This is a genomic window from Marivita sp. (genome assembly GCF_965656765.1).
Classification (GTDB): domain Bacteria; phylum Pseudomonadota; class Alphaproteobacteria; order Rhodobacterales; family Rhodobacteraceae; genus Marivita.
In genome coordinates this window covers 14,465-37,769 of sequence record NZ_CBFHLV010000027.1, presented here as the reverse complement: position 1 = coordinate 37,769, position 23,305 = coordinate 14,465, and the positions used below count along the sequence as shown (strand labels likewise).

General features: G+C 55.9%; 20 protein-coding genes. 11 read left to right on the top strand and 9 right to left on the bottom strand.

Translation table 11 applies throughout. From position 1 onward, the window contains the following. A partial coding sequence (locus tag ACTG4M_RS09505; RefSeq protein WP_439123413.1) for a transposase family protein occupies window positions 1–274 on the bottom strand: 274 nt, incomplete at its 3' end. Window positions 275–471: 197 nt separating this feature from the next. Here ACTG4M_RS09505 and ACTG4M_RS09500 point away from each other — a divergent pair. Both ACTG4M_RS09500 and ACTG4M_RS09495 read left to right on the top strand, forming a co-directional pair. Beyond that, the gene (locus ACTG4M_RS09500; RefSeq protein ID WP_439123412.1) at window positions 472–882 is read left to right on the top strand and encodes a hypothetical protein; all 411 of its coding nucleotides are present in this window, start codon (window positions 472–474) and stop codon (window positions 880–882) included. A 424-nt stretch (window positions 883–1,306) separates the two neighbouring features. Then, entirely contained in the window at window positions 1,307–3,307 is a 2,001-nt protein-coding gene (locus tag ACTG4M_RS09495; RefSeq protein ID WP_439123411.1) for an SGNH hydrolase domain-containing protein, read from the top strand. On the opposite strand, the gene ACTG4M_RS09490 is transcribed toward ACTG4M_RS09495, so the two are convergent. The 7 genes from ACTG4M_RS09490 to ACTG4M_RS09460 form a co-directional block, all read right to left on the bottom strand. Continuing rightward, complete coding sequence (locus ACTG4M_RS09490) at window positions 3,308–4,309, bottom strand: ABC transporter ATP-binding protein (protein WP_439123410.1); 1,002 nt, start codon at window positions 4,307–4,309, stop codon at window positions 3,308–3,310. It lies immediately after the preceding gene. After that, the gene (locus tag ACTG4M_RS09485) at window positions 4,306–5,301 is read right to left on the bottom strand and encodes an ABC transporter ATP-binding protein (protein ID WP_439123409.1); all 996 of its coding nucleotides are present in this window, start codon (window positions 5,299–5,301) and stop codon (window positions 4,306–4,308) included. The genes ACTG4M_RS09490 and ACTG4M_RS09485 overlap by 4 nt, the downstream gene beginning before the upstream one ends. After that, the gene (locus tag ACTG4M_RS09480; protein WP_439123408.1) at window positions 5,298–6,497 is read right to left on the bottom strand and encodes an ABC transporter permease; all 1,200 of its coding nucleotides are present in this window, start codon (window positions 6,495–6,497) and stop codon (window positions 5,298–5,300) included. Before ACTG4M_RS09480 ends, ACTG4M_RS09485 begins: the two co-directional genes overlap by 4 nt. A gap of 4 nt (window positions 6,498–6,501) precedes the next feature. After that, entirely contained in the window at window positions 6,502–7,506 is a 1,005-nt protein-coding gene (locus ACTG4M_RS09475; protein ID WP_439123407.1) for an ABC transporter permease, read from the bottom strand. Between the two features lie 119 nt (window positions 7,507–7,625). Next, a complete protein-coding gene (locus ACTG4M_RS09470; protein WP_439123406.1) occupies window positions 7,626–9,665 on the bottom strand; it encodes an ABC transporter substrate-binding protein in 2,040 nt (679 codons plus the stop codon). A 230-nt stretch (window positions 9,666–9,895) separates the two neighbouring features. Further along, window positions 9,896–11,419, bottom strand: coding sequence for a sulfatase-like hydrolase/transferase (locus ACTG4M_RS09465; RefSeq protein ID WP_439123405.1), 1,524 nt, complete (start codon window positions 11,417–11,419; stop codon window positions 9,896–9,898). Between the two features lie 63 nt (window positions 11,420–11,482). Further along, window positions 11,483–12,367 carry a LysR substrate-binding domain-containing protein gene (locus ACTG4M_RS09460; protein WP_439123404.1) on the bottom strand — a complete coding sequence of 295 codons (885 nt, stop codon included), beginning with the start codon at window positions 12,365–12,367 and terminating at the stop codon, window positions 11,483–11,485. Between the two features lie 122 nt (window positions 12,368–12,489). Between ACTG4M_RS09460 and ACTG4M_RS09455 the strand changes: the two genes are divergently transcribed. Genes ACTG4M_RS09455 through ACTG4M_RS09435 form a run of 5 tightly spaced genes read left to right on the top strand, consistent with a single transcriptional unit; the run spans window position 12,490 to window position 18,544 of the window. Further along, a complete protein-coding gene (locus ACTG4M_RS09455) occupies window positions 12,490–13,671 on the top strand; it encodes a 2-aminoethylphosphonate--pyruvate transaminase (RefSeq protein ID WP_439123403.1) in 1,182 nt (393 codons plus the stop codon). 10 nt (window positions 13,672–13,681) lie between these two features. Beyond that, entirely contained in the window at window positions 13,682–14,941 is a 1,260-nt protein-coding gene (gene phnA / locus ACTG4M_RS09450) for a phosphonoacetate hydrolase (RefSeq protein ID WP_439123402.1), read from the top strand. Continuing rightward, complete coding sequence (gene phnY / locus ACTG4M_RS09445; RefSeq protein ID WP_439123401.1) at window positions 14,938–16,380, top strand: phosphonoacetaldehyde dehydrogenase; 1,443 nt, start codon at window positions 14,938–14,940, stop codon at window positions 16,378–16,380. Before phnA ends, phnY begins: the two co-directional genes overlap by 4 nt. Next, entirely contained in the window at window positions 16,368–17,723 is a 1,356-nt protein-coding gene (gene pbfA, locus ACTG4M_RS09440) for a (R)-1-hydroxy-2-aminoethylphosphonate ammonia-lyase (protein WP_439123400.1), read from the top strand. Before phnY ends, pbfA begins: the two co-directional genes overlap by 13 nt. After that, the gene (locus tag ACTG4M_RS09435; RefSeq protein ID WP_439123399.1) at window positions 17,720–18,544 is read left to right on the top strand and encodes an EamA family transporter; all 825 of its coding nucleotides are present in this window, start codon (window positions 17,720–17,722) and stop codon (window positions 18,542–18,544) included. Before pbfA ends, ACTG4M_RS09435 begins: the two co-directional genes overlap by 4 nt. Window positions 18,545–18,549: 5 nt before the next feature. Here ACTG4M_RS09435 and ACTG4M_RS09430 read toward each other — a convergent pair whose 3' ends face one another. Continuing rightward, window positions 18,550–19,419: a MurR/RpiR family transcriptional regulator gene (locus tag ACTG4M_RS09430; protein ID WP_439123398.1), complete on the bottom strand. Its 870-nt coding sequence runs from the start codon at window positions 19,417–19,419 to the stop codon at window positions 18,550–18,552. Window positions 19,420–19,514: 95 nt separating this feature from the next. On the opposite strand from ACTG4M_RS09430, the gene ACTG4M_RS09425 reads away from it, so the two are divergent. From ACTG4M_RS09425 to ACTG4M_RS09410, 4 genes are read left to right on the top strand one after another with little or no spacing between them, the layout of a single operon-like run. Beyond that, on the top strand, window positions 19,515–20,294 hold the full coding sequence (locus ACTG4M_RS09425) for an N-formylglutamate amidohydrolase (RefSeq protein WP_439123397.1): 780 nt from the start codon (window positions 19,515–19,517) through the stop codon (window positions 20,292–20,294). Next, window positions 20,291–20,872, top strand: a complete 582-nt coding sequence (locus tag ACTG4M_RS09420) for a TRAP transporter small permease subunit (protein WP_439123396.1) — start codon at window positions 20,291–20,293, stop codon at window positions 20,870–20,872. Before ACTG4M_RS09425 ends, ACTG4M_RS09420 begins: the two co-directional genes overlap by 4 nt. Next, on the top strand, window positions 20,872–22,197 hold the full coding sequence (locus tag ACTG4M_RS09415; RefSeq protein WP_439123395.1) for a TRAP transporter large permease: 1,326 nt from the start codon (window positions 20,872–20,874) through the stop codon (window positions 22,195–22,197). The genes ACTG4M_RS09420 and ACTG4M_RS09415 overlap by 1 nt, the downstream gene beginning before the upstream one ends. A gap of 54 nt (window positions 22,198–22,251) precedes the next feature. After that, window positions 22,252–23,289 carry a TRAP transporter substrate-binding protein gene (locus ACTG4M_RS09410; RefSeq protein ID WP_439123394.1) on the top strand — a complete coding sequence of 346 codons (1,038 nt, stop codon included), beginning with the start codon at window positions 22,252–22,254 and terminating at the stop codon, window positions 23,287–23,289. The last annotated feature ends 16 nt before the right edge of the window (window positions 23,290–23,305 follow it).

The window sequence follows — 23,305 nt, the reverse complement described above, 5'->3', positions numbered from 1 at the left end:
CGAGCACCTTGCCGAACGCAGCATCAAGCGCTTTTGGGTCGATCATCCTGAAGACCTCCGAGAACGTGTCGTGCGACGGGATCGCATGCCTGAGCCGCAGGAAGTCTCTGAAAAGGCTTTCTTTTGCACGGCCAAACGCTGCCATCTCAGCACAGGAGCTGGACCCGCACAGCACTGACACGAAGGCGATGACCAGCAACTCGCCAAGATCATGACGCGCGTTGCTGGCTCGTGGATCGGGAACGTCATCAAAGGCGGAAAGGAAAATCTGCATGGTGGCGTGGGCTCCGTGAACTGACACCCAGCTCCAGAATCCATCGCTCCGTCAGAAGCAACCCCGCTCAATCACGACCTCAGTTCCAAACGCGATTCCCCTGTCTCTTTCCTGAAAGCGCTGTTCTTCAAGCGGCAGAAAGCATTGACGCGGAACGTGCGGCATCCCTTGAATTCCGCTTCAACAACGAAAACCGATTGCTGGAACGGGCCAAGGAAAAGGCGCTGTTCGGATGGGGCAGTTATGACCGAAACCAGATCATGAACCCGACCAACGGTGTGATCGAAACCATCACGGATGGGCGATGGATTATTCTGATCGGTCAATTTGGATGGTTAGGGTTTCTTGCAGAGTTCGGACTACTTGTGCTTCCAATTTTCCTGTTGTGGCGCGAGGTCAGATATCGCGACCCCGAGCATTATTCCCCCCTCATCGTGCCGTTGTCAGTGATTTTGGCTGTAAACGTGTTCGACATGCTGCCAAACGCCACGCTCACTCCGCTTACATGGTTAATGGCAGGTGCATTAACCGGGTACGCGGAAACCTTGCGCAACGGTCGAGCGACATATCGGTCAAGCCAGCAACTTCAGTGGCGTCCAGTTTTATAAATCACGATGATACATTGTCTGGCTGAGATCACGCAGACGGTTTCCTCATGCCGGTAAACGTCCCATCCGGAGCAAATCACAGATGCACCACTCTTCTTCAGCCGGACTGAAAGCACGCTGAAGTATGCGCAAGAAGACCATTGCTCCAACAACTTTAACCCAGAACGCCAAGGTATTTTTTCTGGGTTTTCAAATATCTCAAATCGAACAAGCCTGTGCTTGACGTACCGCTAGTAGGGACCTCAGAAACCTGACGTTTTGAAGGCAGGAATAAGGCCTGTTTTGGCAACAATACATCCACGCACACAACAGACTGTTTCCGCATTCCGAATTGCCATTGGAGGGGTAAAACGGTATCAAACTTCGACGGTGGGGGCCGTTGGAATAGTGTAGTCGCATAGTGCCCGCCCGATCTCGTCTCAAATTGTCTGACGTCTTGGTGTTCAAAGACACCGAAGCCGCCCGCTCTGAGCTGCGTCAGTTTTTGCTTGCGTTAGGGTGCCTTGCGTTTGTCTTTGCCGCTGTTGGTACGGGCACCAATGGAGCGGATGCCTTCGCGAAAGACATCATTTTGGTGTTTTGCGGCGGTTGGTGTGCCAATCAACTCATCCGCGGCCCGGAAGTGTTCAAGTCACAGGTAATCTGCGTCCTTCAAGCCTACTTGATCGGCATTCTATGCTGTTCCGTACTCCTTTTCGTCGTCGGCTGGATGATCTTCCTGCCCGGCGAATATACGAACCTGGGGCATTCACTGCTATTGGCCGCAACGTTCTCAACGAATTTGGGGTTGGTTTTCTTCCCAGTCGATACTGGGATGCGCTTTGATGGATTATTCGATCATCTTTGGTTGCCAGCTCTGATCGGACAATGTTGCGTGATCCTGAGCTTGCTCTATTGGCTGTTTGCCAAGAATTCCACGCGGATGGTGGCTGCCATGATCCTTTTGGCTGGAGCATCACTGATGTTTTCAGTCATGGACAGAGGACCAGCTCAGCTTTTGCCAATCGGCGGGCTTTGGGCGTTTCTGTTCGGCGCGATGCCGTTCATCCTCAGGAACCGCTTCCGTGTCCTTGAATATGCAACTTTGATCGGGGTCATCAATTCTGTCGCCGGGGTTGTCGTAATTTCAGCAGCCGGCGACACAATGTTCGCGCGAGCACTTATCGCTTTTGGGATAGCATTTCTTTATCTTAGCAGTCGCCCAAGAACATCCCGCCAAGAGATGACAGACATGCGGCGGCGTTGGTTCGGCATGATGCTCCACACGTTCTTGTGGGCGGTTCCACTTGCGCAGTTAACCGCAGCACTCAGCATTTCGGAACAAACCAAGTTAGACTATGTCCTTCTCATAATTCCATGCCTTCTGTTCTCAATTTTCTCTTGGGCGATATGGCAACATTTTGAACAGCGTATCGGATCGAACCAGTTCGTGATCAGGGCAATTGTCTCTGCCGTTTTATTCATTAACGGGATGATCGGGCTATCCACACAGGGCTTGCAGATACGATTTCCAGACAGCGCACAGGCGTACATTCACGCACTGGACTCGGACAACACAAATTACGGCTGCCCGATGATGACCGAAGGGCCGCTCGCAGGTCTGGAAGTGTGCAAATTTGGTCCTGATGGCCCACCCAAAGCCCTGATCTGGGGCGACCACCAATTAAGAGCAATCCGTACGGGTTATGCCGAAGCTGCGCGACGTGCGCAGATTTCAACGATCTTGATTTCACAGCCCAACTGCATCCCGCTTGATGGTCTGCAAAGTCGGTTTTCGGCACTTTCCCCGCTGTCAGGCCGCGACTGCGACCAACACTCCGCACAGGTCTTGCAAGCCCTTGGGCATTTGAAAAGCATACGACAGGTCACGCTGGTTGCCGACTGGGCCTATTATCTTGGGATTCGGAATGCAGAACTCTTTCGCCCAACCCCAGTGCGGCTCGGCCCGATGGACGGCAGCCCGATTGATTTGGCCCGGCAGTCGAACTACGTCACCGACGCGGCCACTGGCACGCTTCAAGCGATGGCGAATTTGGGACTGCGTGTATCCATCCTGCGTCAAGTTCCAGCGCAACCACGGTTCGATGCAGAAATGGCCGCGCGATCCAGTCTACCCGGCGTTGGTCTGTATTTCGGCATGCCGTCACTGTCGAACTCGGTGTCAATCGAAGAAGCATCTGACTTAAATGCCAAGGCCGATGATCTGTTCACGCGGCTCGCAGCAATAGGGCAGATGACCTATGTAAATTCTTGGGGTGCATTCTGCACAAGCAATAGGTGTGATGCCCGCGGTGGCTTGTCGAGCGACTACATCACTTCAACACGGCTTAGCCCAAGCGGCGCACTTGCACTGACACCAATCCTTGAAGCCGATCTCAAACGCGCTTTGACACATGTCCCGTACAAGCGCGCATTGGACAGCTGATTACGCAGCTTCGGGTGCCATCAGTTCTTTCCAACGGTGACACGACACATCGTGCCCAGTGCCATCGGTTTCCAACTGCGGTTCCACCTGTTTGCAATGGTCAATGGCAAACGGACACCGCGTGTGGAATTTGCAGCCGGTCGGTTGGTTGGTCGGTGACGGGATTTCACCAGTCAGCTTTTGCGCCGATCCGCGATCATCCGGGTCAAGCGACGGAATCGCCGAGAAGAGCGCCTTGGTATATGGATGGCGCGGCGCTGCAAAAAGCTTGCGAGTGGGGGCGGTTTCAACGAGCCGGCCGAGGTACATCACTGCCACGTGGTCACAGGTATGCGCGACCACAGACAAGTCATGGCTGATGAACATGAAGGTCAGACCCATATCAGACTGAATCTGCTTGAGAAGGTTCAGCACATCCGCCTGAATCGACACATCAAGTGCTGCCACGCTTTCATCCGCTACGATGAATTTGGGAGCTGACACCAGCGCACGGGCAATTGAAATCCGCTGGCGCTGACCACCCGAAAATGCATGGGGAAAACGGCGTAGGTGTTCGAGGTTCAAACGGCACTTCGCTGCAATTTCGCGAACGCGGGCGTCGGTTTCCTGCCTGTTCTTTGTCAGGCCCATTACCTCAAGCGGTTCGGCAATGATATCTCGCACTGTCATCCGTGGGCTTAGCGCTGCATAGGGATCCTGAAAGATCAATTGCGCGCGTTTGCGGTAATCCTTAAGTTGGTCCTTGGTGATGTTCTCAAGGTCATAATCAACCTCTCCATCACTGTAATGCGCACCACCTGCCGTGATCGGCGCCGCTTTGAGAAGGGCGCGGCCAAGCGTTGTTTTGCCAGACCCGCTTTCCCCGACAAGGCCAAAGAAAGAACCCTTTTCGATGTCCAGAGAAACGTTGTCGACCGCCTTGAGAATCTGCTTGTTGAACAGGCCACCACCGATTGGAAAACCGACGGATAGCCCTTTGGCGCGGATCAAAACGTCACTCATGCGGGCACCTCGTCGTAGATATGGCAGGCCACCTTGTGGGTTGCATCGATCAACCGATCCTTAGGATCAGAACTTTTGCACACGTCGCCAACCACCTGCCCGCAGCGTGTGTGAAAAACGCAGCCAGACGGGCGTTCCAATGGGGATGGGATGTCACCAGGCACTGGAGTCAGCGGCGAATCGAGATCGTCTAGTTTCGGAAGTGCCGCCAAAAGGCCCTGAGTATAGGGATGCTTTGGATTGCGGATCACCTCGCGTACAGGCCCTTCTTCGATCATACGACCCAAATACATGACGTTCACTTTGTCCGCCGTTTGCGCAACGACACCCAGATCATGCGTGATGAAAACGATGCCCATGTTAAACTCGGACACGAGATCTTTCATCAGGTCGATAACCTGAGCCTGAATGGTAACATCAAGCGCAGTCGTTGGCTCATCCGCAATCAGTAGCTTGGGCTGGGTCGACAAAGCCATCGCGATCATCGCGCGCTGGCGCATGCCGCCAGACAGTTCGAACGCGTATTGGTCGAACCGCTTTGCAGCGTCCGAAATACCGACACGATCCAACATCTCGATCGACCAGCGCTTTGCCTGCTCTTTGGTATAGTCACCATGCAACTGAAGCTGTTCGACCATCTGCTTGCCGATGCTGATCGCAGGCGCAAAGCTCGCCATCGGCTCCTGAAAGATCATAGAAACCGCCCCACCACGGACAATGTTCAACTCTCGCGGCGTTTTGAGGGACAGCACATCTACCGGACCACTTTCCGTATGAAGCGTGATCTTGCTTTCAGGTGTGTAAACCGCGTTCTTGGCATTCAGGTGCATAAGCGCCTTGGCCGTCACGGATTTGCCGGACCCAGATTCACCCACCAGCCCCATCACCTCGCCGGTATTCAGCGAAAAGCTAACATTGTCGACAGCAGTGATCAGCCCCTCGTCGGTGCGAAACTTGAGCGTGAGGTTTTCAACGTCAATCAGGGCCGTCATTTGTTATTATCCGAATAGGGGTCTGCCGCGTCGCGCAGGCCGTCACCGACGAACACGAACGCCATCACCAGTGCGATGAAAAAGATCACCGGGATGAAGTACCATTGGTAGTTAAGAAGAACGTCGGCACTGGTCACGTTCTGGAGCATCACGCCAAGGCTATTCACAGGATCTTTGAGCCCAAGACCGATAAACGACAGCGCAGTTTCCGAAAGCACCATATACGGGAACGAGATTACCAAATCGACGATGATGTAGCTGGTGAAGCTGGGCAGCAGGTGCCGCCGGATCACGTGTCCTGAAGGTGCCCCACATAGCTGCGCCGCCAGAACGTATTCCTGATTGCGTTCGGTCAAAAGATGCGTCCGAACACGACGTGCAAGGGTAGGCCAGCCAATCAGTCCAAGGATCAGTGATATATAAAAAAACCTCTGTTCCGCCGTCATTTCCGGTGGCATAAAAGCCGCCACCGCCATGAACAGTGGGATCGCTGGCACCGTTCGGACAGCATCAGTGATCATCTGTAAAACAGAGTCGATCCAGCCCCCATAATAGCCAGAAATCCCCCCGATGACGAGCGCCAGAACAAAGGCGATCAACACCCCGATTGTGCCCACTTGCAGCGATGTCCAGATGGCGTGGAACGTGCGGGAAAAGATGTCCTTACCGCTCGCATCAGTGCCAAAGACATGCACAAAGCCTTCTTGTGTTCCAAAAAGGTGGGTGTCCATCGGGATGAAACCGAACAGCTTGTATTCCCACCCTTCGACAAAGAAATAGACATAGTTGCGTTGGTCCTCGTTGACGGTCGTCACCCAACGGAAATTGGTGGCAAGCGACCGTTCACGTTCCACCGCGTGCACGAACGGCCTAAGTGAACAGCCATTGGCGTCACAAAACATCGGAATCTGCGGTGCGCCGTTGGTGTAGTCATCGTTCTTACCCGCAATCGTCGGATTGTAAGGCGACAGGAACGGGGCAAAAATGCCGGTAAAAATCAGAAAGGCCAGAACACATGCAGCGACCATTGCCGCGCGCTGTTTTTTGAAGCGCGCCCAGATCAGCTGGCCTTGCGACGCAGTAAAATACGCCTCTTTTGAACGGCGCTGAACAGCGTCTTCGGTTTCAACAACCTGAACATCTGGACCTGTTGTCTCAGCCAGATTCGGCTTCATTGGATTGGGTGTCGTCGTCATGGCGTCACCTCACGATGCTTTTGCGGACGCGCGGATCAAGCACCGCAAGCATAACGTCCGTCAGGAAGTTCAGCGTCACAATCGACGCGGTCAAAAGGAAGATGATGGCCCCAGCCAACTGTTGGTCATTCGACCGGGCCAGTGCCTCGATCAACAGCGCACCAGCTTCGGTCAGCGTTAGGATCAGTGCGACGATAGGCAGTTCGTTGAAGATACGGTTCAGGTCAAAACCAAGGCTGTTCACAATTGGCCCCAGAGCATGGCGCGCCGGATAGTTCCACAAAAGCTTGCGCCCGTGCACACCTCTCGCCGATGCGGCAGTCACGTACAGTTTTCCTATCTCGTCCGACATCAGCGCCCGTACAGTTTGAAGCGCAAAAGCTGTCGCGGACCAGCCAAGGATAAAGATCGGCAGCCAAGCATTGCTGAGCAGATCTTTCACCCTACCCCAACTCCATGCAGCATCGCGATATTCGGCTGAGAATAGCCCCGTTAACGTGTCCCCAAAATACACTGTCGAGAACAACATGATCATCAGCGCCAGCAGAAAGTTCGGCATCGCCAGACCAAGATAGCTGAAAAGGCGCAGAGAATTGTTGAGAACGGCGTTGTCAGAGGCCGCAGCGATGATGCCCACGGGCAAGGCAATTGCATAGGCCAGAACCAGCGACGCGAGGCATAGACCGAGCGAAATCCAGAACTTATCACCCAAAAGCTGGGCAATGTTCACACGCAAGATACAACTGTCACCGAATTCGCCTTGAAAGGCGTTCACGATCCATTTGCCCCAACGCTCAAGAAACGGTCGATCCAGACCCAGACGCACACGTTCAGCTTCGATATCGGCAACCGAAATGCCAGAGCCTTGGGTGTTCTTGAAAGCCAAGTACCGTTCGGCACAGTCGCCCGGCACCAGTTCCATCAATGAGAACACCACCAGCGAAACAATGATCAAAGTGATCATCGCAAGAATAGCGCGTGTCGCCACAAATCGCGCGAAGTTCAGCATGAAGGTTGCCCCTGCAAGGTGTCTGATCCCCCGGTTGATCCGGAGTGTTTGTCAGATCACAATCGTCCCACGTTGGGCTGCGGGCAAGAGGATCCTGCCCGCAGCATGTTTAAACAGACTTACTCGTCCAGCCACCACTGCGTAGCGCGGTACGGGTAGGTCCGATAGTACTCGTAAGAATGCGTTTTGAAGTCGGCAAAGTTCTTCAGATCATTGTTCTGATAAATTGGTGCCGGTGCATTCACGGTCCCGATGAACATCATGTTCTCGACCATCGCGGTGACCAGATCATTCGCCAACTGTTCGAATTCAGCTGTGCCTTGAGCGGCAGACTGAAGCGCGTTGATGTCGTCGATCATGTCCTTGGCCCATTGCGGAGGCTCAACACCAGCAGCGCCATCGGAATCGATCCACTCGGCCCATAGCATCGCGTTACGCACACCAAAGTAGTTTTCATATGGCGGCACCCACAGTTCGTTGTTGCCAAGTACAATCGCTAGTGGCTGTGACTTCCGCCACATTACGACGTCCAACTGGTTCGACGATTGTGCCGAGCGGTATTCATCCGGCGTCACTTCTTTGACAACCGACTGGATACCCACATCGGCCCAGTTCTGGGATACGAGTTCTACCGTTTGGCCAGCAACACCCTGTGTCGAGAAGTTCAGGTTCAGGACCAGCTTGTCACCATTCGGCAATTCGCGGAAACCGTCGCCATCAGTGTCAGCCATGCCCAGCGCATCAAGCGCTGCATTCGCGGCCGCAGGATCGTACTCGGCTTTGTACTGAAGCCAGTCCTGATTCACGAATTCCGGCAACGGAGAGAAGCCAACATACTGTTGCGGCGTGCCCTGACCAAAGAAACCAAGCTCGTTCAGTTCTTCACGGTTGATCGCAACCGACATTGCCTCACGGAAAGACAGGTCAGCAAAGACCTCGCGTTTGGCTTCGTCCGGGTGCGTGACGTTAAAGCCAAACACGGATTGCGTGATTTCAGGACGAAGGTGGATCGTGTAACCCGCGCTTTCCTGGTTTTCGAGCAGGAGCGGCGCCGATGCCAACTGCAGCGACTGGGACTTATAATCCACTTCGCCATTCACGAGCTTGAGGATACGGACCTCGTTGTCGTTGATGTACAGTTCGTCCTGAGTCGAGATGTAAGGAAGCTGCTGCCCGGTTGGATCGACCTGGAAGAAATACGGGTTCGCAACCAGCTTGCGGCCTTCGGTCGTGTCGCTGATGTAGATATGTGACTCGAGCGTTGGATAGGTCGATTTTGGCAGATCGTCTGCAATTTCAGCACGCGACAGCATTGGCGTCGGCGTGTCGGTCCAGTCCGAGTTGCCGTAATACGCAAGGATCGCGTCATAGCCGTTCTCAAAGCCAAGGCTCTGCGCATAGCTGTCCGCATCCGGGTTCACATCCGGGTGGAACTGGCCAAGGAAATGCTTGGGCTGGAAGGGCTGCGAGTAGTGCGTCGCAAAGTGCGCAACCAGACCCGGCTTAGGTGCCGGCAGATTGAAGATGACGGTGGTGTCGTCAGGTGCTTCGATCGTCATCGGCTCACCCGCGACCGTGATATAGTCTTTGGGCGTTTCAAAGATGTTCGTGTCGAGCATCAAGTTGTCATGGTAGAACACAATGTCGGCGCTGGTGAACGGCTCACCGTCAGACCATTTATGGCCCTCGCGAAGATTGATCGTCAGCTGAGTGAAGTCATCGTTCCACTCCCACGACTTCGCAACGTTCGGAACGATGGTCTGCAGATCGTCGGAATAACGCATCAGGCTGACGTGGCGCACCGACAAAAAGTCTGATGTGCCCGCTTCTGTCGCGTTGGACAAAACGTTCAGTTCACCACCGTACTGACCGACACTGTCATACGGTACGACGACAAGCGGCTCTGAAGGGATGCGGTCTGCCAGCGGCGGCAGATCGGGGTTGCCCTTAATCTGCGCGTTAAGCGACTCAATTTCTGGGTTGGACGAAAATTCCATCGTGCAGCCAGCGGCATCCTGAAAGGCGCTCAGCTCGTATTGCTGCGGGAAATCACCGGGCGCGACGCCCTGCATGTCAGCGACCGTGATTGCCGGGCAGTTGGCATAGGCCGCTGCCGGCAAGGCAATCATGGCCACGCCTGAAAGTAGTAGTCGTTTCATTTTATCTCCTGTTGGTTCCAAGTGGTGACGGGGGCTGTTCCCCCTTTTTTCCGGTACATAAGATGTCCGGTCATTTCGGGTATCAGTCGCTTCGCGCAGCGGATTGGCAGATATCGACGCGAAACGAGCAGGTCTTTGGCGTGACGCCTCCTTTTAAATAGTCAGCCCGATCGAAACAGCCGGGCTTTGTATCTCTGGCAACCATGACAGACCGATGACAGAGCTTTGCATCATGAGGCAACCTTCACGCCATCGTCGGTAATCATGGTTCTTGAAAATGTGCCATCGGTATTAACCATGCGATGGCAAAGCATATCTTGCATCAAATCAAGCATTGTCTGCACATGTGCTGAATTTTTTGTCAGATTCACGGTCTCATCGCCGTCCGATACATCCATAAGGATAGGAGGAAGACCTCCGGCAAACTGTACGAATCGCATCGCGCCGCGTCTAAGCACTGCCAGATTCGCGCTGTCGACGGTCAATCCGTGGTCTTGCTGCCAAAGCGTTGGCTTGAGCGGATCTCCGAAATCCAACTCCGATACAGACACCTCGCGCCAAATATCTGGTGTGCCTCCTTCAAGAAAAGGTCGAAGGCTCTGGCCATCCATTGAATGGGGCACCTCAAGACCGAGCCAATCAAGGATCGTTGGCGTCACATCTATAGACTCTGTCGGGGCCGTAACGACTGTGCCGCGCGCTGCGCCAGGGGCGCGAATGATCAACGGCACGTGGAACGCGGCATCGTGGAACGTCATCTTCCCCCACAGGCCATAATCCCCAAGCATTTCACCGTGATCTGCAGTCAGGACAATGAGCATATTATCGTATTGGCCGGTCTTTTTCAGCCAATCCATAACTCGCCCAATGTGGTGATCCACCTCGGTGGCCAGCCCGAAATACAACTTGCGGATCATCCGTGTTGTTTCATCCGAATCCTCAAGATCGGGAAACCCAACGACTGTAGACGAGACCTTACTCTTGCGGCGGGCGGTTGCGAGATAGGGATGCCACTCCGGGTCGTCCAAAGCTATTGCCGACGGTATGTCATTAGCATCGTACATCGCGTTGTAGGGTGCAGGGGCCACAAACGGCGGGTGCGGTCGGATGTAAGTCAGAAGCGCGAACCAACCTTCGGGACGTGCACTTAGGTCTTCGATGGCCCGGTCCGTCAGGAAGGCGGTATCACTATGATCGGCATGATAGAGCGCCGGGGCATCGGGGGTATTGCCATTTGGACGATACAAATCCGGATAGGCAGGAACGTCATACCCGCATTCGTGCAAATAGCTTTCCCACTCGCTGGAATCACCCTCAAGCCGCATCCGGACAACTTCGTTGAAACCAGGTGCCAGCTCTTCATACGAGAACAATCGTGGATCGTCGGCGGGTAAGAACCGCGGGTCGTGAGACGTGTCCGTGTATCCAAAAAGCAGCGGATCAAAGCCATTCCCTCGCGCTACGGTGGCAAGGTTCGGCGTGTCCCGTTTGAGCGGGGTCCCATTCCGCTTGGCTCCGTGGTTCGACGCGTATTGCGATGTGAGTAATGACACCCGCGAAGGTCCGCATGGCGAGGTGACGGAATAATGGTTGCGAAACGTAATCGCATCATCAGCGAGCGCTCGCATGTTGGGAAGATCAAGATGGCTCGCCAACGGACCAAAAACGCAATCGGCGCGTAACTGGTCGATGACAATGAACAGTGTATTGGGTTTGGTCTGTGGCACGGTATTTCCCAGGATTGGGTCGATCATGCCAAGCACACGCCATATGTAAAGACAGGAGTTGAATATATAGCCATAGCCCCAGCCTATAAACTACGCATCTTCTCGCGACTCCGCCAGAACGCGCTGCACCGCTTTAACAAAACCTCGGATCAACGGAACATCCCGCCGTGCGGACAGGGTCACAAGCGATTCTGACATGCCGATATCGACATCCTCGAACGGAATGGCCCTGAGCCTACGATCATGTCCGAATTCCGCTTCACTAATGAAACCGATCCCAGCCCCTGACGCCACAACTTCACGCATGGCTTCACGACCTTCAACTTCGATGGAGGCAACAAGGCCGATTTTCAACCGGGCTGCCTCATCCTCGACCTGCGCCCGAGTGCGCGAGCCTTTTTCGCGATAGATCAAAGGGGAGTGACCCAAGTCCCTAAACCTCAATGACCGTGTCGACTTGGGCAAATAGTCTTTTTCTACCAGCGCAAGGATTGGGGTACGGCCCAGATCGACGCTATCGAGGTCCGGTGCAGAGACCGAGTTACCAACCACACCGATCTCGGCCTCATAATTCCGCAGGCGACGCAACAAATCTTCGGTATTGCCCGTCCGGATAGTTACAAAGACTTCCGGATTTGTTTCTCGAAATCGGCCAATCGCATCGGTGATGTGCATTGCCGAATCCGCCATAATCCGCAGATGACCCGAAAGCGCTGCACGGTTTTCATCGAACAAAACCCCGATGCGTTCCTCGACCTCAAACATTTCACTGGTCAACCGAAACAAAGCTTCGCCCGCTGTTGTCATCCGAACTTGCCGTGCTTCACGGGTAAACAAGAGCACATCGTGTCGCTGCTCCAATTGGCGCACCTGATCCGACACCGAAGGCTGCGAGATATTGAGCGCGCGGGCAGCACGAGAAAATCCCCCGTGCAAAGCAACATAGTGAAAAGCACGCAACTGACTGTATCGCATCAGACCTCCGAAAGATGCACGAAGCTGCATAACCCTAACCTATCAATCAATAGAGAACAAAGATTTTACATATGCACAGGGCAGCCGCATATCGTTAGCGAGATCAGCTTTGGAACCGCACCATGCCTGCTAAACCGCTGCCGACCCCGGAACTTGGCGAACCCTATCTTCTGACCCCTGGACCACTGACCACGTCCTTTGCGGTCAAGCAGGAAATGCTGAAGGATTGGGGCAGCTGGGACGATGATTTCCGCGCCATGACCCGCACTATGCGGAGCCGGTTGCTCTCAATGATTGGCGATGGCGCGCCCATCTATGATTGCGTCCCAATCCAAGGGTCGGGCAGCTACTGCGTCGAAGCGATGCTCGGGAGTTTCGTTCCGCGCTATGGTAAGGTTTTGGTTTTGGCGAACGGCGCTTACGGCCTACGAGCAGCACAAACACTCGAATATCTTGGTCGCGATTGCTATCTGCTCGACAAGGGTGATTACCTGCCTCCGCGCGGGGACGAGGTTGCAGCCATCCTCGCCAATGATCCGGCCATCACCCATGTGCTGGCCATCCATTGCGAAACCTCCAGCGGCATCCTGAATCCGGTTGAGGAGATCGCTGCCGCCACACAAGCCGCCGGGCGCAAGCTTCTGATCGACTCCATGTCGGCCTTCGGAGCCCTGCCGCTCGACCCGATCAAACTGAACTGTATCGCCTTCGTATCGTCTGCCAACAAATGCATTGAAGGCGTCCCCGGTTTCGGCTTTGTCATCGCCCGCAAGGACGAGATCAAAGCCTCCAAGGGTAACTCGCACTCCCTCTCTCTGGACGTGCATGCACAATGGGCCACGATGGAGAAAACCGGCCAGTGGCGGTTCACGCCCCCGACCCATGTGGTTGCCGCCTTCCTCAAAGCGCTTGATCTGCACGAGGTCGAAGGCGGAGTGCCCGCGCGTGGCGCGCGCTACACCAACAACCGCGATGTGATGGTGAAGGGCATGCGCGATCTGGGGTTCGAAACCCTGCTCGCCGATCGCTGGCTGAGCCCGATCATCGTGACGTTCTTCTGCCCGGCCGATCCGAACTTTACCTTCCCGGCGTTTTATGACGCCATGAAGCAACGAGGGTTCATCATCTATCCTGGTAAGCTGACCGTCGTGGACAGTTTCCGCATCGGAGTGATTGGACAAATGGATGAACATGTCATGCGCCGTGTGGTGGACGCCGCCCGCGATGCCCTCGCAGATATGAACGTCAGCAGCGCGGCCCCCCCTGCCGCCGCGTTGGAAGAACGCAAGAAACTTGCCACCTGAAGGAAGAGATATGCCGATTAAGAACTCCGTGGTCGCCAATGACCGCACCTACCCCGCGCCGAAGACCTGCGCGATTGCCATCTGCCTCGATGGCTGCGAACCCGAATATCTCGAGGTGGCCATCGCCGAAGGCCTGATGCCAACCTTGAAACGCATCCGCGAAACCGGGACAGACCGTCTGGCTTATTCGGTGATCCCGTCCTTCACCAACCCCAACAACATGAGCATCGCGACAGGCCGCCCGCCTGCCGTGCATGGCATCTGCGGCAACTTCCTGTATGAACCGGAAGCTGGCGAAGAAGTGATGATGAACGACGTGCGCTTCCTGCGCGCGCCGACCGTGTTCTCCAAGTTCTACGAGGCAGGCGCACGAGTCGCCGTCGTCACTGCCAAGGACAAGCTGCGCGCGCTGTTGGGGGCGGGCCTGAAGTTTGACGAAGATCGCGCCATCGCATTCTCCTCGGAACGCTCCGGCGACACCACCGAGGCAGAGCACGGCATCGACAAGGCATCAGACTGGCTCGGCATGCCGGTACCCGAAGTCTATTCGGCCGATCTTTCCGAATTCGTATTCGCCGCCGGTGTGAAGCTGCTGAAAGAGTGGAAGCCAGACGTGATGTACCTGTCCACCACCGACTACATCCAGCACAAGTTCGCGCCCGATGAACAGGGCGCCAAAGACTTCTACGCGATGTTCGACCGCTACCTGACAGAGCTTGACGCGATGGGCGCAGCCATTGTCGTGACCGCCGACCACGGCATGAAGCCCAAGCATGACGCGAACGGCGATCCGGCCGTGATCTACGTGCAAGATGTCCTTGATGACTGGCTGGGCGAGGCAACCGCGCGCGTGATCCTGCCAATCACCGATCCTTATGTCGTGCACCACGGCGCGTTGGGATCGTTTGCCACTGCCTACCTGCCCTCTGGCACAGATCAGGCTGACATCATCGCCCGCCTGCGTGAGCTTCCAGAGATGCTCGAAGTGGTGGACAAGGCGACAGCTGTCCAGAAATACGAACTGCCCGCCGACCGGATTGGCGACATCGTGATGATCTCGACCGAGAACATGACCATCGGCACCAGCGCCCACCGTCATGACCTTGCCGCACTGAAAGAACCCCTGCGCAGTCATGGTGGCCTGACCGAACAGGAGGTTCCGTTCATCGTGAACCGCGTGATTGACCTGCCCAACGCACCGACCCTGCGCAACTTCGATGCGTTCTTCTACGCCACAGCCGCTGCCGCGCTGGAAGAGGTTCCCGCATGACCGAAGTCCGCCACGACCAGATGCGCATCGGTGGTGAAAGGGTCGATACCAAAGACCGCCTCGAAGTCCGCTATCCTTACACGGATGAAGTGATCGGCACCGTTCCCATGGGCACCACCGAACATGCGCGCAAAGCGTTCGAAATCGCTGCGAACTATCAGTCGAAACTCACCCGCTACGAACGCAGCCAAATCCTGCAACGCACAGGCGAGATTATCGGCGACCGCCGAGACTACCTTGCCAAGTGGCTGACGCTGGAACTGGGCATCTGCCACCAGCATGCCATTTACGAGACCAAGCGCGCGCAAGACGTCTACCAATTCGCCGCCGCCGAGGCACTCAAGGACGATGGCGAGATTTTCTCGTGTGACCTCACCCATAACGGTAAAGCCCGCAAGATCTTCACGATGCGCGAACCGGTGAAAGCGATCAGCGCCATTACCCCGTTCAACCACCCGCTGAACATGGTCAGCCACAAGATCGCACCGTCGATTGCCACCAACAACTGCATGGTCTGCAAACCAACAGAACTGACGCCACTCACCGCGCTCACGCTGGCCGATATCCTGTATGAGGCCGGTCTGCCGCCCGAGATGTTCCAGGTGGTCACCGGCATGCCCGCCGATATCGGGGATGAGATGGTCACAAACGATAATATCGACATCATCACCTTCACAGGTGGCGTGCCCGTCGGCAAACTCATCGCCGCCAAGGCGGGTTACAAACGCACCGCCCTGGAACTCGGCGGCAACGACCCCCTGATCATCTGCAATGACCTGAGCGATGCCGATCTCGACAAGGCCGCGACCATCGCCGTCGCAGGTGCAACCGGCAACTCTGGCCAACGCTGCACCGCGATCAAGCGCATCCTCGTGCAGGAAAGCGTCGCGGACAGGTTTGTCCCGCTGGTGGTTGAGAAGGCCAAGAAAATCAAATTCGGCGATCCGCAGGATCCCGCCACAGAACTCGGTTGCGTGATCCATGCCCAAGCCGCAGAGCTTTTCGAAAAGCGCGTCTATATGGCCGCCGATCAGGGAGCAAAGGTCCTGTACGATCCCGGTCGCCAAGGCGCACTGTTGCCGCCGATTGTCGTGGACCATGTCCCCCATGACAGCGAACTCGTTATGGAGGAAACCTTCGGCCCCATCATCCCCATCGTCCGCGTCCCCGACAACGACGAAGAGGTGATGCGCATCTCAAATAGCACCGATTTCGGCCTATCCTCTGGCGTCTGCACCAACGACCTAAACCGGGCCATTGCGTACATCAACGGCCTGAACGTTGGAACCTGTAACATCTGGGAACAGCCCGGCTACCGGATCGAGATGTCCCCCTTCGGCGGCATCAAGGACAGCGGCAATGGCGTGAAAGAGGGCGTTATCGAAGCGATGAAGTTCTTCACCAACGTCAAAACCTATTCCCTGCCATGGCCGGGGTGATCCGCCACACCGAAGGCGAAGCCAACACCAGTGCCGCGCGGGCCGATTGGTCCGCGCGCGAAACGCATAACGAAACGCGTGATTTGCTCGTGCGCGATGCGGACGCGTTCCTGCACCAGTCGCTCTCCTCCCCATGCCTATCCACAATCGCCAAAGCCGAAGGCATCTGGATCGAAGACACCTCTGGCCGCCGCTTCATGGATTTCCACGGAAACTCCGTGCATCACATCGGCTACGGCCACCCGCGCCTCGTAAAAGCGGTTAAAGACCAAATCGACGCCCTGCCCTTTTCCCCCCGACGGTTCACCAACGATGTTTCAGTCCGCCTTGCCGAACGCCTTGGCCAAATCGCCCCCGGTGACCTGAACAAAGTCTTGTTTACCACAGGCGGATCAGACGCCGTCGAGGTCGCTCTGCGCCTTGCCCGCGCGGCAACCGGCCGGTTCAAGACGATCAGCTTCTGGGACGCCTTCCACGGCGCAGGCTTCGGCGCGTCAAGCGTCGGCGGCGAAGCAACCTTTCGCAGCCACATTGCAGGCCCGCTCCTGCCCGGCGCAGAACACGTCGCCCCGTTCCACTGCTATCACTGCGCCTACGGCCACCCCGGCCCCGCAACCTGCGCTCTCGCCTGCGCAAAAATGGTCGAATATGCACTGGAACGCGAAGGTGATGTCGCCGCTGTTATCGCGGAACCGATGCGCGCGGTGCCGGTTGTGCCACCACCCGGCTACTGGAAAACGGTGCAGGCCGCCTGCCACAAACACGGCGCGCTTCTCATCATGGATGAAATCCCAACTGGCCTCGGCAAAACAGGCCGAATGTTCGCCTTTGACCACGACGAGATTGAACCCGACATCGTTGTACTTGGCAAAGCTCTTGGCGGTGGCATGCTCCCCATAGCGGGGATTATTGCACGTGAGGGGCTCGACGTGGCCGGGGACTTTGCAATTGGGCACTACACCCATGAAAAGAACCCAGTGACGGCCCGGGCTGCACTGGCCACGCTTGATATTATTGACGATGAGGGCCTTGTTGACCGGTCCGCTACATTGGGCGCACTTGCGCAGGATCGCCTGAAAGACGCTCTGCGCGATCAATCGCATGTCGGTGACATTCGGGGGCGTGGCCTAATGTTTGGGGTTGAGATTGTCACGGATCGTGACAGCCGCACACCCGACCCTGATCGGGCCGAGCGTATCTACTACGCCAGTCTAGACAAAGGCCTGAGCTTCAAGATCAGCGCGGGCAATGTTCTTACCCTGTCTCCTCCGCTGGTCATCTCCGAGGCCGACCTTACCACCGCACTCACCATCGTAATCGACGCGATCAAGGCCAACGGGTGACATCTGCAGTTCTTGCCATTGTCCTTTTGGCGGCGTTGCTGCATGCGCTCTGGAATGCGCTGGTCAAGGCGTCCGGGGATCGCGCCATTACCTTGGGCCTTGTTGCGACCGGGCATTGTGTCCCTGCGCTGGTACTTTTGCCGTTCGTTCCGATACCCGTTGCGGCAGCCTTCCCTTACATCATCGCATCGACAGTGATTCATTGGGCCTACTACTATTTCCTCAACACGTCCTACCGGTACGGCGACCTTTCCCTGATCTACCCAATCGCACGCGGCACCGCCCCAGTCATGGTTGCCTTGGGTGCGATGGTATGGGCTGATGAATTTCTGTCACTCTGGTCGTGGGTCGGCATTCTGACCGTGTCTGCCGGGATCATGATCCTTGCCGCTGTACGAAACACCGACAAACGCGGCATCGGGGCGGCCCTCCTGACGTCAGCCATTATCGCCGCGTATTCGGTCGTCGATGGCATTGGAATTCGCGTGTCCGGGTCACCTGTCGGCTATGTGGTTTGGCTTTTTGCTGCCGAGATTTGTGTGGCAGTATTTGTAATCGCATCTCGCTTTGACCGCGCGCGGGCGATCAGTCGCAAAGCGTTAGCCCTTGGCCTAATTGGGGGCGTTATTTCGGGTCTGGCGTATGGCCTCGCTCTCTTTGCCAAAACGCTGGCCCCCATCGGCATTGTCTCAGCCATCCGCGAAACATCCGTGATCTTTGCAGCCCTCATCGGCGTGATCTGGCTTCGCGAGGGTCCAGCCCGACGTCGCATGATGGCCGCGAGCGTCGTAGCGATTGGGATCGTGATCTTAGCAGTTTAGACGTGTTAGGTCGATTTTCGGAAAATTCGTGTAGATCGAAACATATCTTCCAGCGCCTCGATCCTCTCTTGCGCCGTATCGGACACGCGAGTTTGGATTTCGGCAATCAAGCCTTCGATGATCAGGTTGATCGCAAGCGTTGAATCCCAGCTTGATGGCACTTCGATCATTGCGTTGACGATATGATTGGCCAACCCCGAAATCGGCGATCCCCACTGGTCAGTGAACAGAATGATCTCTGCATTCCGTTCCCTGGCAAGTTCGGCCAGACGTTCAAGGTCGCGTTCATAACGCCGGATATCAAACAGGATCAGAACAGACGCTTGATCCATGTCCAGAATGTACTGTGGCCAGACGTTTGGAGATGCCCCAAGGAGTGTCACACTTGGCCGAATAATCTGAAGATGGTTGTAAAAGTAATCCGCGTTCGACCGCGTGATCCGTCCACCGGACAGATAAACAGGTCGGCGGCGATCCGCGAGGACACCAGCAATTGCATCCAATGTGCCTGGCTCCAACCTGTCGATGGTTCGGCTGAGGTTATCAAACACCGCTTCGGCAAAGGCGTGAAACGCGGCTGATCCTGGCTTGGCATCGCCCCATCCATCACGCTTTCGGATCGGCGTCTTGAACTGCGCGGAAGCTTCATCGCGCATCGCAGCCTGAAGTTCTGGAAACCCGTCAAACCCCAGCTTGCGGGCCAGCCGAATAACAGTGGGCGTCGATACCCCCGCAGCATCGGCAATACGGGTGATGGATTGTAACCCTCCAACGGGATAGTCACGCATCAAAACACTGGACAATTGCCGTTCTGCCGGGGTCAACACTCCCGCGTTGTCGTGCAATCTGTCCTTTACCGAAAGGGGTTTTGCCATCGTTCGATGCCTTTTGTAGCAATCGCTACATCCTTCCCTATCTTGGTACAATAATCAACGAAAATGTCTTGACAGGCACGGACGTCAACTCACTAATGACCCACGTGAGCACAGAGACACATCATACGATTCTGAGCGCAGATGACGGTCCTGCCGCCGAGGTTATCAACCCAAACGGCACGGCTCCGATCTGCCTTGTCTGCGAACATGCAAGCGCCTTTATCCCCACATCCCTTGCACATCTGGGCGTCGCGCCCGAGCATCGGCTGAGCCATGCTGCATGGGATATCGGCGGACGTGATTTGGCAATTGCATTGTCCAAGTCGCTCGATGCACCACTGGTCACATCACGGGTGTCCCGGTTGGTCTATGATTGCAATCGCCCACCCAGTGCACCGGGTGCCATTCCCACGAAATCCGAAGTGGTAGATGTTCCCGGCAACCTCGATCTGAGCGATCAGGCACGGCAGGCCCGCGTATCCGAAGTATATGATCCGTTCCGAACCCTTTTGGTCGAAACGCTTGATCGGTTCGACACGCCACCCGCTCTCGTAACGATCCATTCATTTACGCCCACCTGGTTCGGCCAGCCGCGCGACCTCGAGCTTGGTCTTCTGCATGACAACGACGCCGCCTTGGCCCGTGCCATGCTGGTAACCGCGCCTGATAGCTTGAAGGTTCAGCTGAACGCGCCCTATTCCGTCACAGACGGTGTCACACACACTTTGCGCGAACACGCGATCCCGCGTGGCTTGCAAAACGTGATGATCGAAGTGCGCAATGATCTTGTTTCAGCCCCCGCTGGCGTCACGCGCTTTGCGACAATCCTGGAAGACATGCTCACCAAAGCGCTGACACCGCAGGTGGCAAAATGATTGCTGCGCTCAAGGCTTATGTCAGCGTGATCGACCCGGTCAATCGTATGATCGGGCGCGTCGTGATGTATGGCATCTTTGTCATGATGGGCATCTTACTATGGTCCTCGATCAGCAAAGTATTCTTTGTCCCCTCGCTCTGGACGCTGGAAATGGCCCAGTTCGCGATGGTCGCTTATTATATTCTTGGTGGCCCCTATTCGATCCAGATGGGGTCAAACGTCAGGATGGACCTGATCTATGGCGAATTGAGTGACCGTCGCCAAGCAGCCATTGATGCAATGACTGTGGTCTTCCTGATCGTTTACCTTGGCTTCCTACTTTACGGCGGCATTGCATCCACAGCCTATTCGCTGGGATACTTCGGATCAGAGCCTATCAGCTTTTTTGCAGGCCTTGCGACGGGCAGCGAAGAACTGGGCTTCCTCGAACGCAGCCCGACCGCATGGCGGCCGTATCTCTGGCCAATCAAAGTGATCATGATCATTGGTATCTTCCTGATGCTGCTACAAGTGCTCTGCGAATTGGCCAAAGACATCCTGCGCCTCAAGGGACATGACATGGGGGCCAAGGTCTGATGCCGTACGAAATGATTGCGGCGCTCATGTTCTCGACCATGATGCTGATGCTGCTGACCGGCCAGCGCGTGTTTGGCGCGATTGGCTTCGTTGCCGTCATGGCTGCATTCTTCCTTTGGGGTGACCGGGGTGGCTACGACCTTGGGTTCTCGGCCGCGATGAAGCTGATGAAATGGTACCCGCTGCTGACGCTGCCGATGTTCATTTTCATGGGCTACGTCCTGTCCGAAAGCCGCATCGCGGATGACCTCTACAAGATGTTCCACGTCTGGATGGGGGGCCTTTCGGGTGGTCTAGCTGTCGGCACGATCGGATTGATGGTCCTGATCTCGGCGATGAACGGCCTGTCCGTCGCAGGTATGGCCATCGGTGCCACCATTGCACTGCCCGAACTACTCAGGCGAGGATACGACAAACGCATGGTCACGGGAGTGATCCAAGCCGGGTCCTCGCTAGGTATCCTTGTACCGCCCTCGGTGGTGCTGGTCCTCTACGCGATGATCGCCCGTCAACCGGTCGGCCAGCTGTGGCTCGCTGGCGTGATCCCTGGCTTGATGATGGCGACCATGTTCGTCCTCTACATCGTCATCCGGTGCAAAATGAACCCATCGCTTGGCCCGGTTCTTCCAGCGGCCGAACGCGATATTCCCCGTTCCGAAAAGCTGCGCCTTTTGCGGGCTGGATTGCTACCTCTGGCGATCTTCTTCATCATGATGGTCCCGTTCGTGAACGGCTGGACATCCTTGGTCGAAAGCTCTGCCATCGGCGCAATTGCCGCCTTCATGGCGGCCGTCCTCAAAGGCCGCATGACCCGCGAAGTGTTCGAAAATTCGGTCCGCAAGACGCTTGGCATCTCATGTATGTTTATGTGGATCATCCTTGCCGCATTGGCCTTTGGTGCAGTGTTCGACGGCTTAGGCGCCGTCAAAGCAATTGAGAACCTGTTCACCGATCAATTGGGCCTCAGCCCTTGGGTGATCCTAATCCTGATGCAACTGAGCTTTATCGTCATGGGCACGTTCCTTGATGATACAGCGATGCTCGTCATCGTGGCACCGCTATACGTGCCACTAGTTGGGGCGCTTGGTTTCGACCTGATCTGGTACGGCATCCTGTATACGATCACGACTCAGATCGCTTACATGACCCCACCCTTCGGCTATAATTTGTTCTTGATGCGTGCGATGGCCCCCCCGGAAATCGGCTTGCGCGATATCTACGTGTCGATCATCCCATTTGTGCTGGTGATGGTCGCGGCGCTCGCCGTGGTCATGATCTTTCCGCAGATCGCGCTTTGGCTGCCGGAATACGTATATGGGAAATAACCATAACCAAGACTCCGGTAACGGAGCTCAATCAACCTTCAGAGAGGAAATGATATGACGACAAGACGTAAGTTTCTCAAAACAGCCGGCATCGCCGGTGTCGGCAGCCTTGCCACACCCGCCGTTGTCAAAGCACAATCGGCAATCACGTGGCGCTTCCAGACCTATGCTGGTGCTGCTCTCGGTGAGCACGTGACCAAACCGGTCATCGACTACATCAACAACAACTCGAACGGCGAACTTCAGGTCGAACTGTTCTACGCCGACCAGATCGTGCCAACCGGTGAGCTGTTCCAAGCGCTCCAGCGCGGCACCATCGACGGTGTGCACTCGGACGACGACTCCATGGCGTCGCCGACTCCGCTACGCCAATTCGGTGGCTACTTTCCCTTTGCGACAAAGCACATCCTCGACGTGCCTGTGCTCTTCAACCAGTATGGCCTAAAGGAAATCTGGGAAGAAGAATACAACAAGGTCGGTGTCAAATGGCTGTCCGCTGCGGGTCAGGATCCCTGTAACTTCAACACGACCAAGGAAATCACCTCGGTGGCTGATCTTGATGGTCTGCGCCTCTACACCTTCCCGACTGCCGGTCGCTTCTTGTCGAAGTTCGGCGTCGTCCCTGTTTCGATCCCGTATGAAGACGCCGAAGTCGCGGTTCAGACGGGCGAATTGGACGGCATGGCATGGTCCGGCATCACCGAAGATTACACAGTGGGCTGGGCAGACGTAACTGACTACTTCCTGACCAACAACATCTCGGGTGCGTGGATCGGCTCATGGTTCGTAAACCAGGAACGCTGGGCAGACCTGCCGGATCACCTCAAGTCGGTCGTGATGGCCGCGACCGAAGCTGGTCACACCTATCGCAACCAGTGGTACTGGGGTGGCGAAGCGGCCTTGCGCGCAAACGGCGACAAGCTGGCCCTGCGCCAGGTGCCCGCCAACGAATGGGCCGAGGTCGAAAACGCCGCGAAAGAGTTCTGGACCGAGATTGCAGCCGAAGGCGAAATTCAGGAAAAGATCATCAACATCTTCCGCGAGTATAACAGCGTCATTAACCAAGCGGGCGCACCGTACACGTTCGAATAGACGAAACGCTCCCGCT

Bases quoted from the DNA above. Each gene is read 5' to 3' on its own strand.
- ACTG4M_RS09485 (WP_439123409.1), bottom strand. From the start codon at position 5,301: ATGACGGCCCTGATTGACGTTGAAAACCTCACGCTCAAGTTTCGCACC.
- ACTG4M_RS09470 (WP_439123406.1), bottom strand. From the start codon at position 9,665: ATGAAACGACTACTACTTTCAGGCGTGGCCATGATTGCCTTGCCGGCA.
- phnY (WP_439123401.1), top strand. From the start codon at position 14,938: ATGACCGAAGTCCGCCACGACCAGATGCGCATCGGTGGTGAAAGGGTC.
- ACTG4M_RS09410 (WP_439123394.1), top strand. From the start codon at position 22,252: ATGACGACAAGACGTAAGTTTCTCAAAACAGCCGGCATCGCCGGTGTC.
- ACTG4M_RS09415 (WP_439123395.1), top strand. From the start codon at position 20,872: ATGCCGTACGAAATGATTGCGGCGCTCATGTTCTCGACCATGATGCTG.
- ACTG4M_RS09455 (WP_439123403.1), top strand. From the start codon at position 12,490: ATGCCTGCTAAACCGCTGCCGACCCCGGAACTTGGCGAACCCTATCTT.
- ACTG4M_RS09465 (WP_439123405.1), bottom strand. From the start codon at position 11,419: ATGATCGACCCAATCCTGGGAAATACCGTGCCACAGACCAAACCCAAT.
- pbfA (WP_439123400.1), top strand. From the start codon at position 16,368: ATGGCCGGGGTGATCCGCCACACCGAAGGCGAAGCCAACACCAGTGCC.
- ACTG4M_RS09420 (WP_439123396.1), top strand. From the start codon at position 20,291: ATGATTGCTGCGCTCAAGGCTTATGTCAGCGTGATCGACCCGGTCAAT.
- ACTG4M_RS09475 (WP_439123407.1), bottom strand. From the start codon at position 7,506: ATGCTGAACTTCGCGCGATTTGTGGCGACACGCGCTATTCTTGCGATG.
- ACTG4M_RS09430 (WP_439123398.1), bottom strand. From the start codon at position 19,419: ATGGCAAAACCCCTTTCGGTAAAGGACAGATTGCACGACAACGCGGGA.
- ACTG4M_RS09480 (WP_439123408.1), bottom strand. From the start codon at position 6,497: ATGACGACGACACCCAATCCAATGAAGCCGAATCTGGCTGAGACAACA.
- ACTG4M_RS09460 (WP_439123404.1), bottom strand. From the start codon at position 12,367: ATGCGATACAGTCAGTTGCGTGCTTTTCACTATGTTGCTTTGCACGGG.
- ACTG4M_RS09425 (WP_439123397.1), top strand. From the start codon at position 19,515: ATGACCCACGTGAGCACAGAGACACATCATACGATTCTGAGCGCAGAT.
- ACTG4M_RS09490 (WP_439123410.1), bottom strand. From the start codon at position 4,309: ATGAGTGACGTTTTGATCCGCGCCAAAGGGCTATCCGTCGGTTTTCCA.
- phnA (WP_439123402.1), top strand. From the start codon at position 13,682: ATGCCGATTAAGAACTCCGTGGTCGCCAATGACCGCACCTACCCCGCG.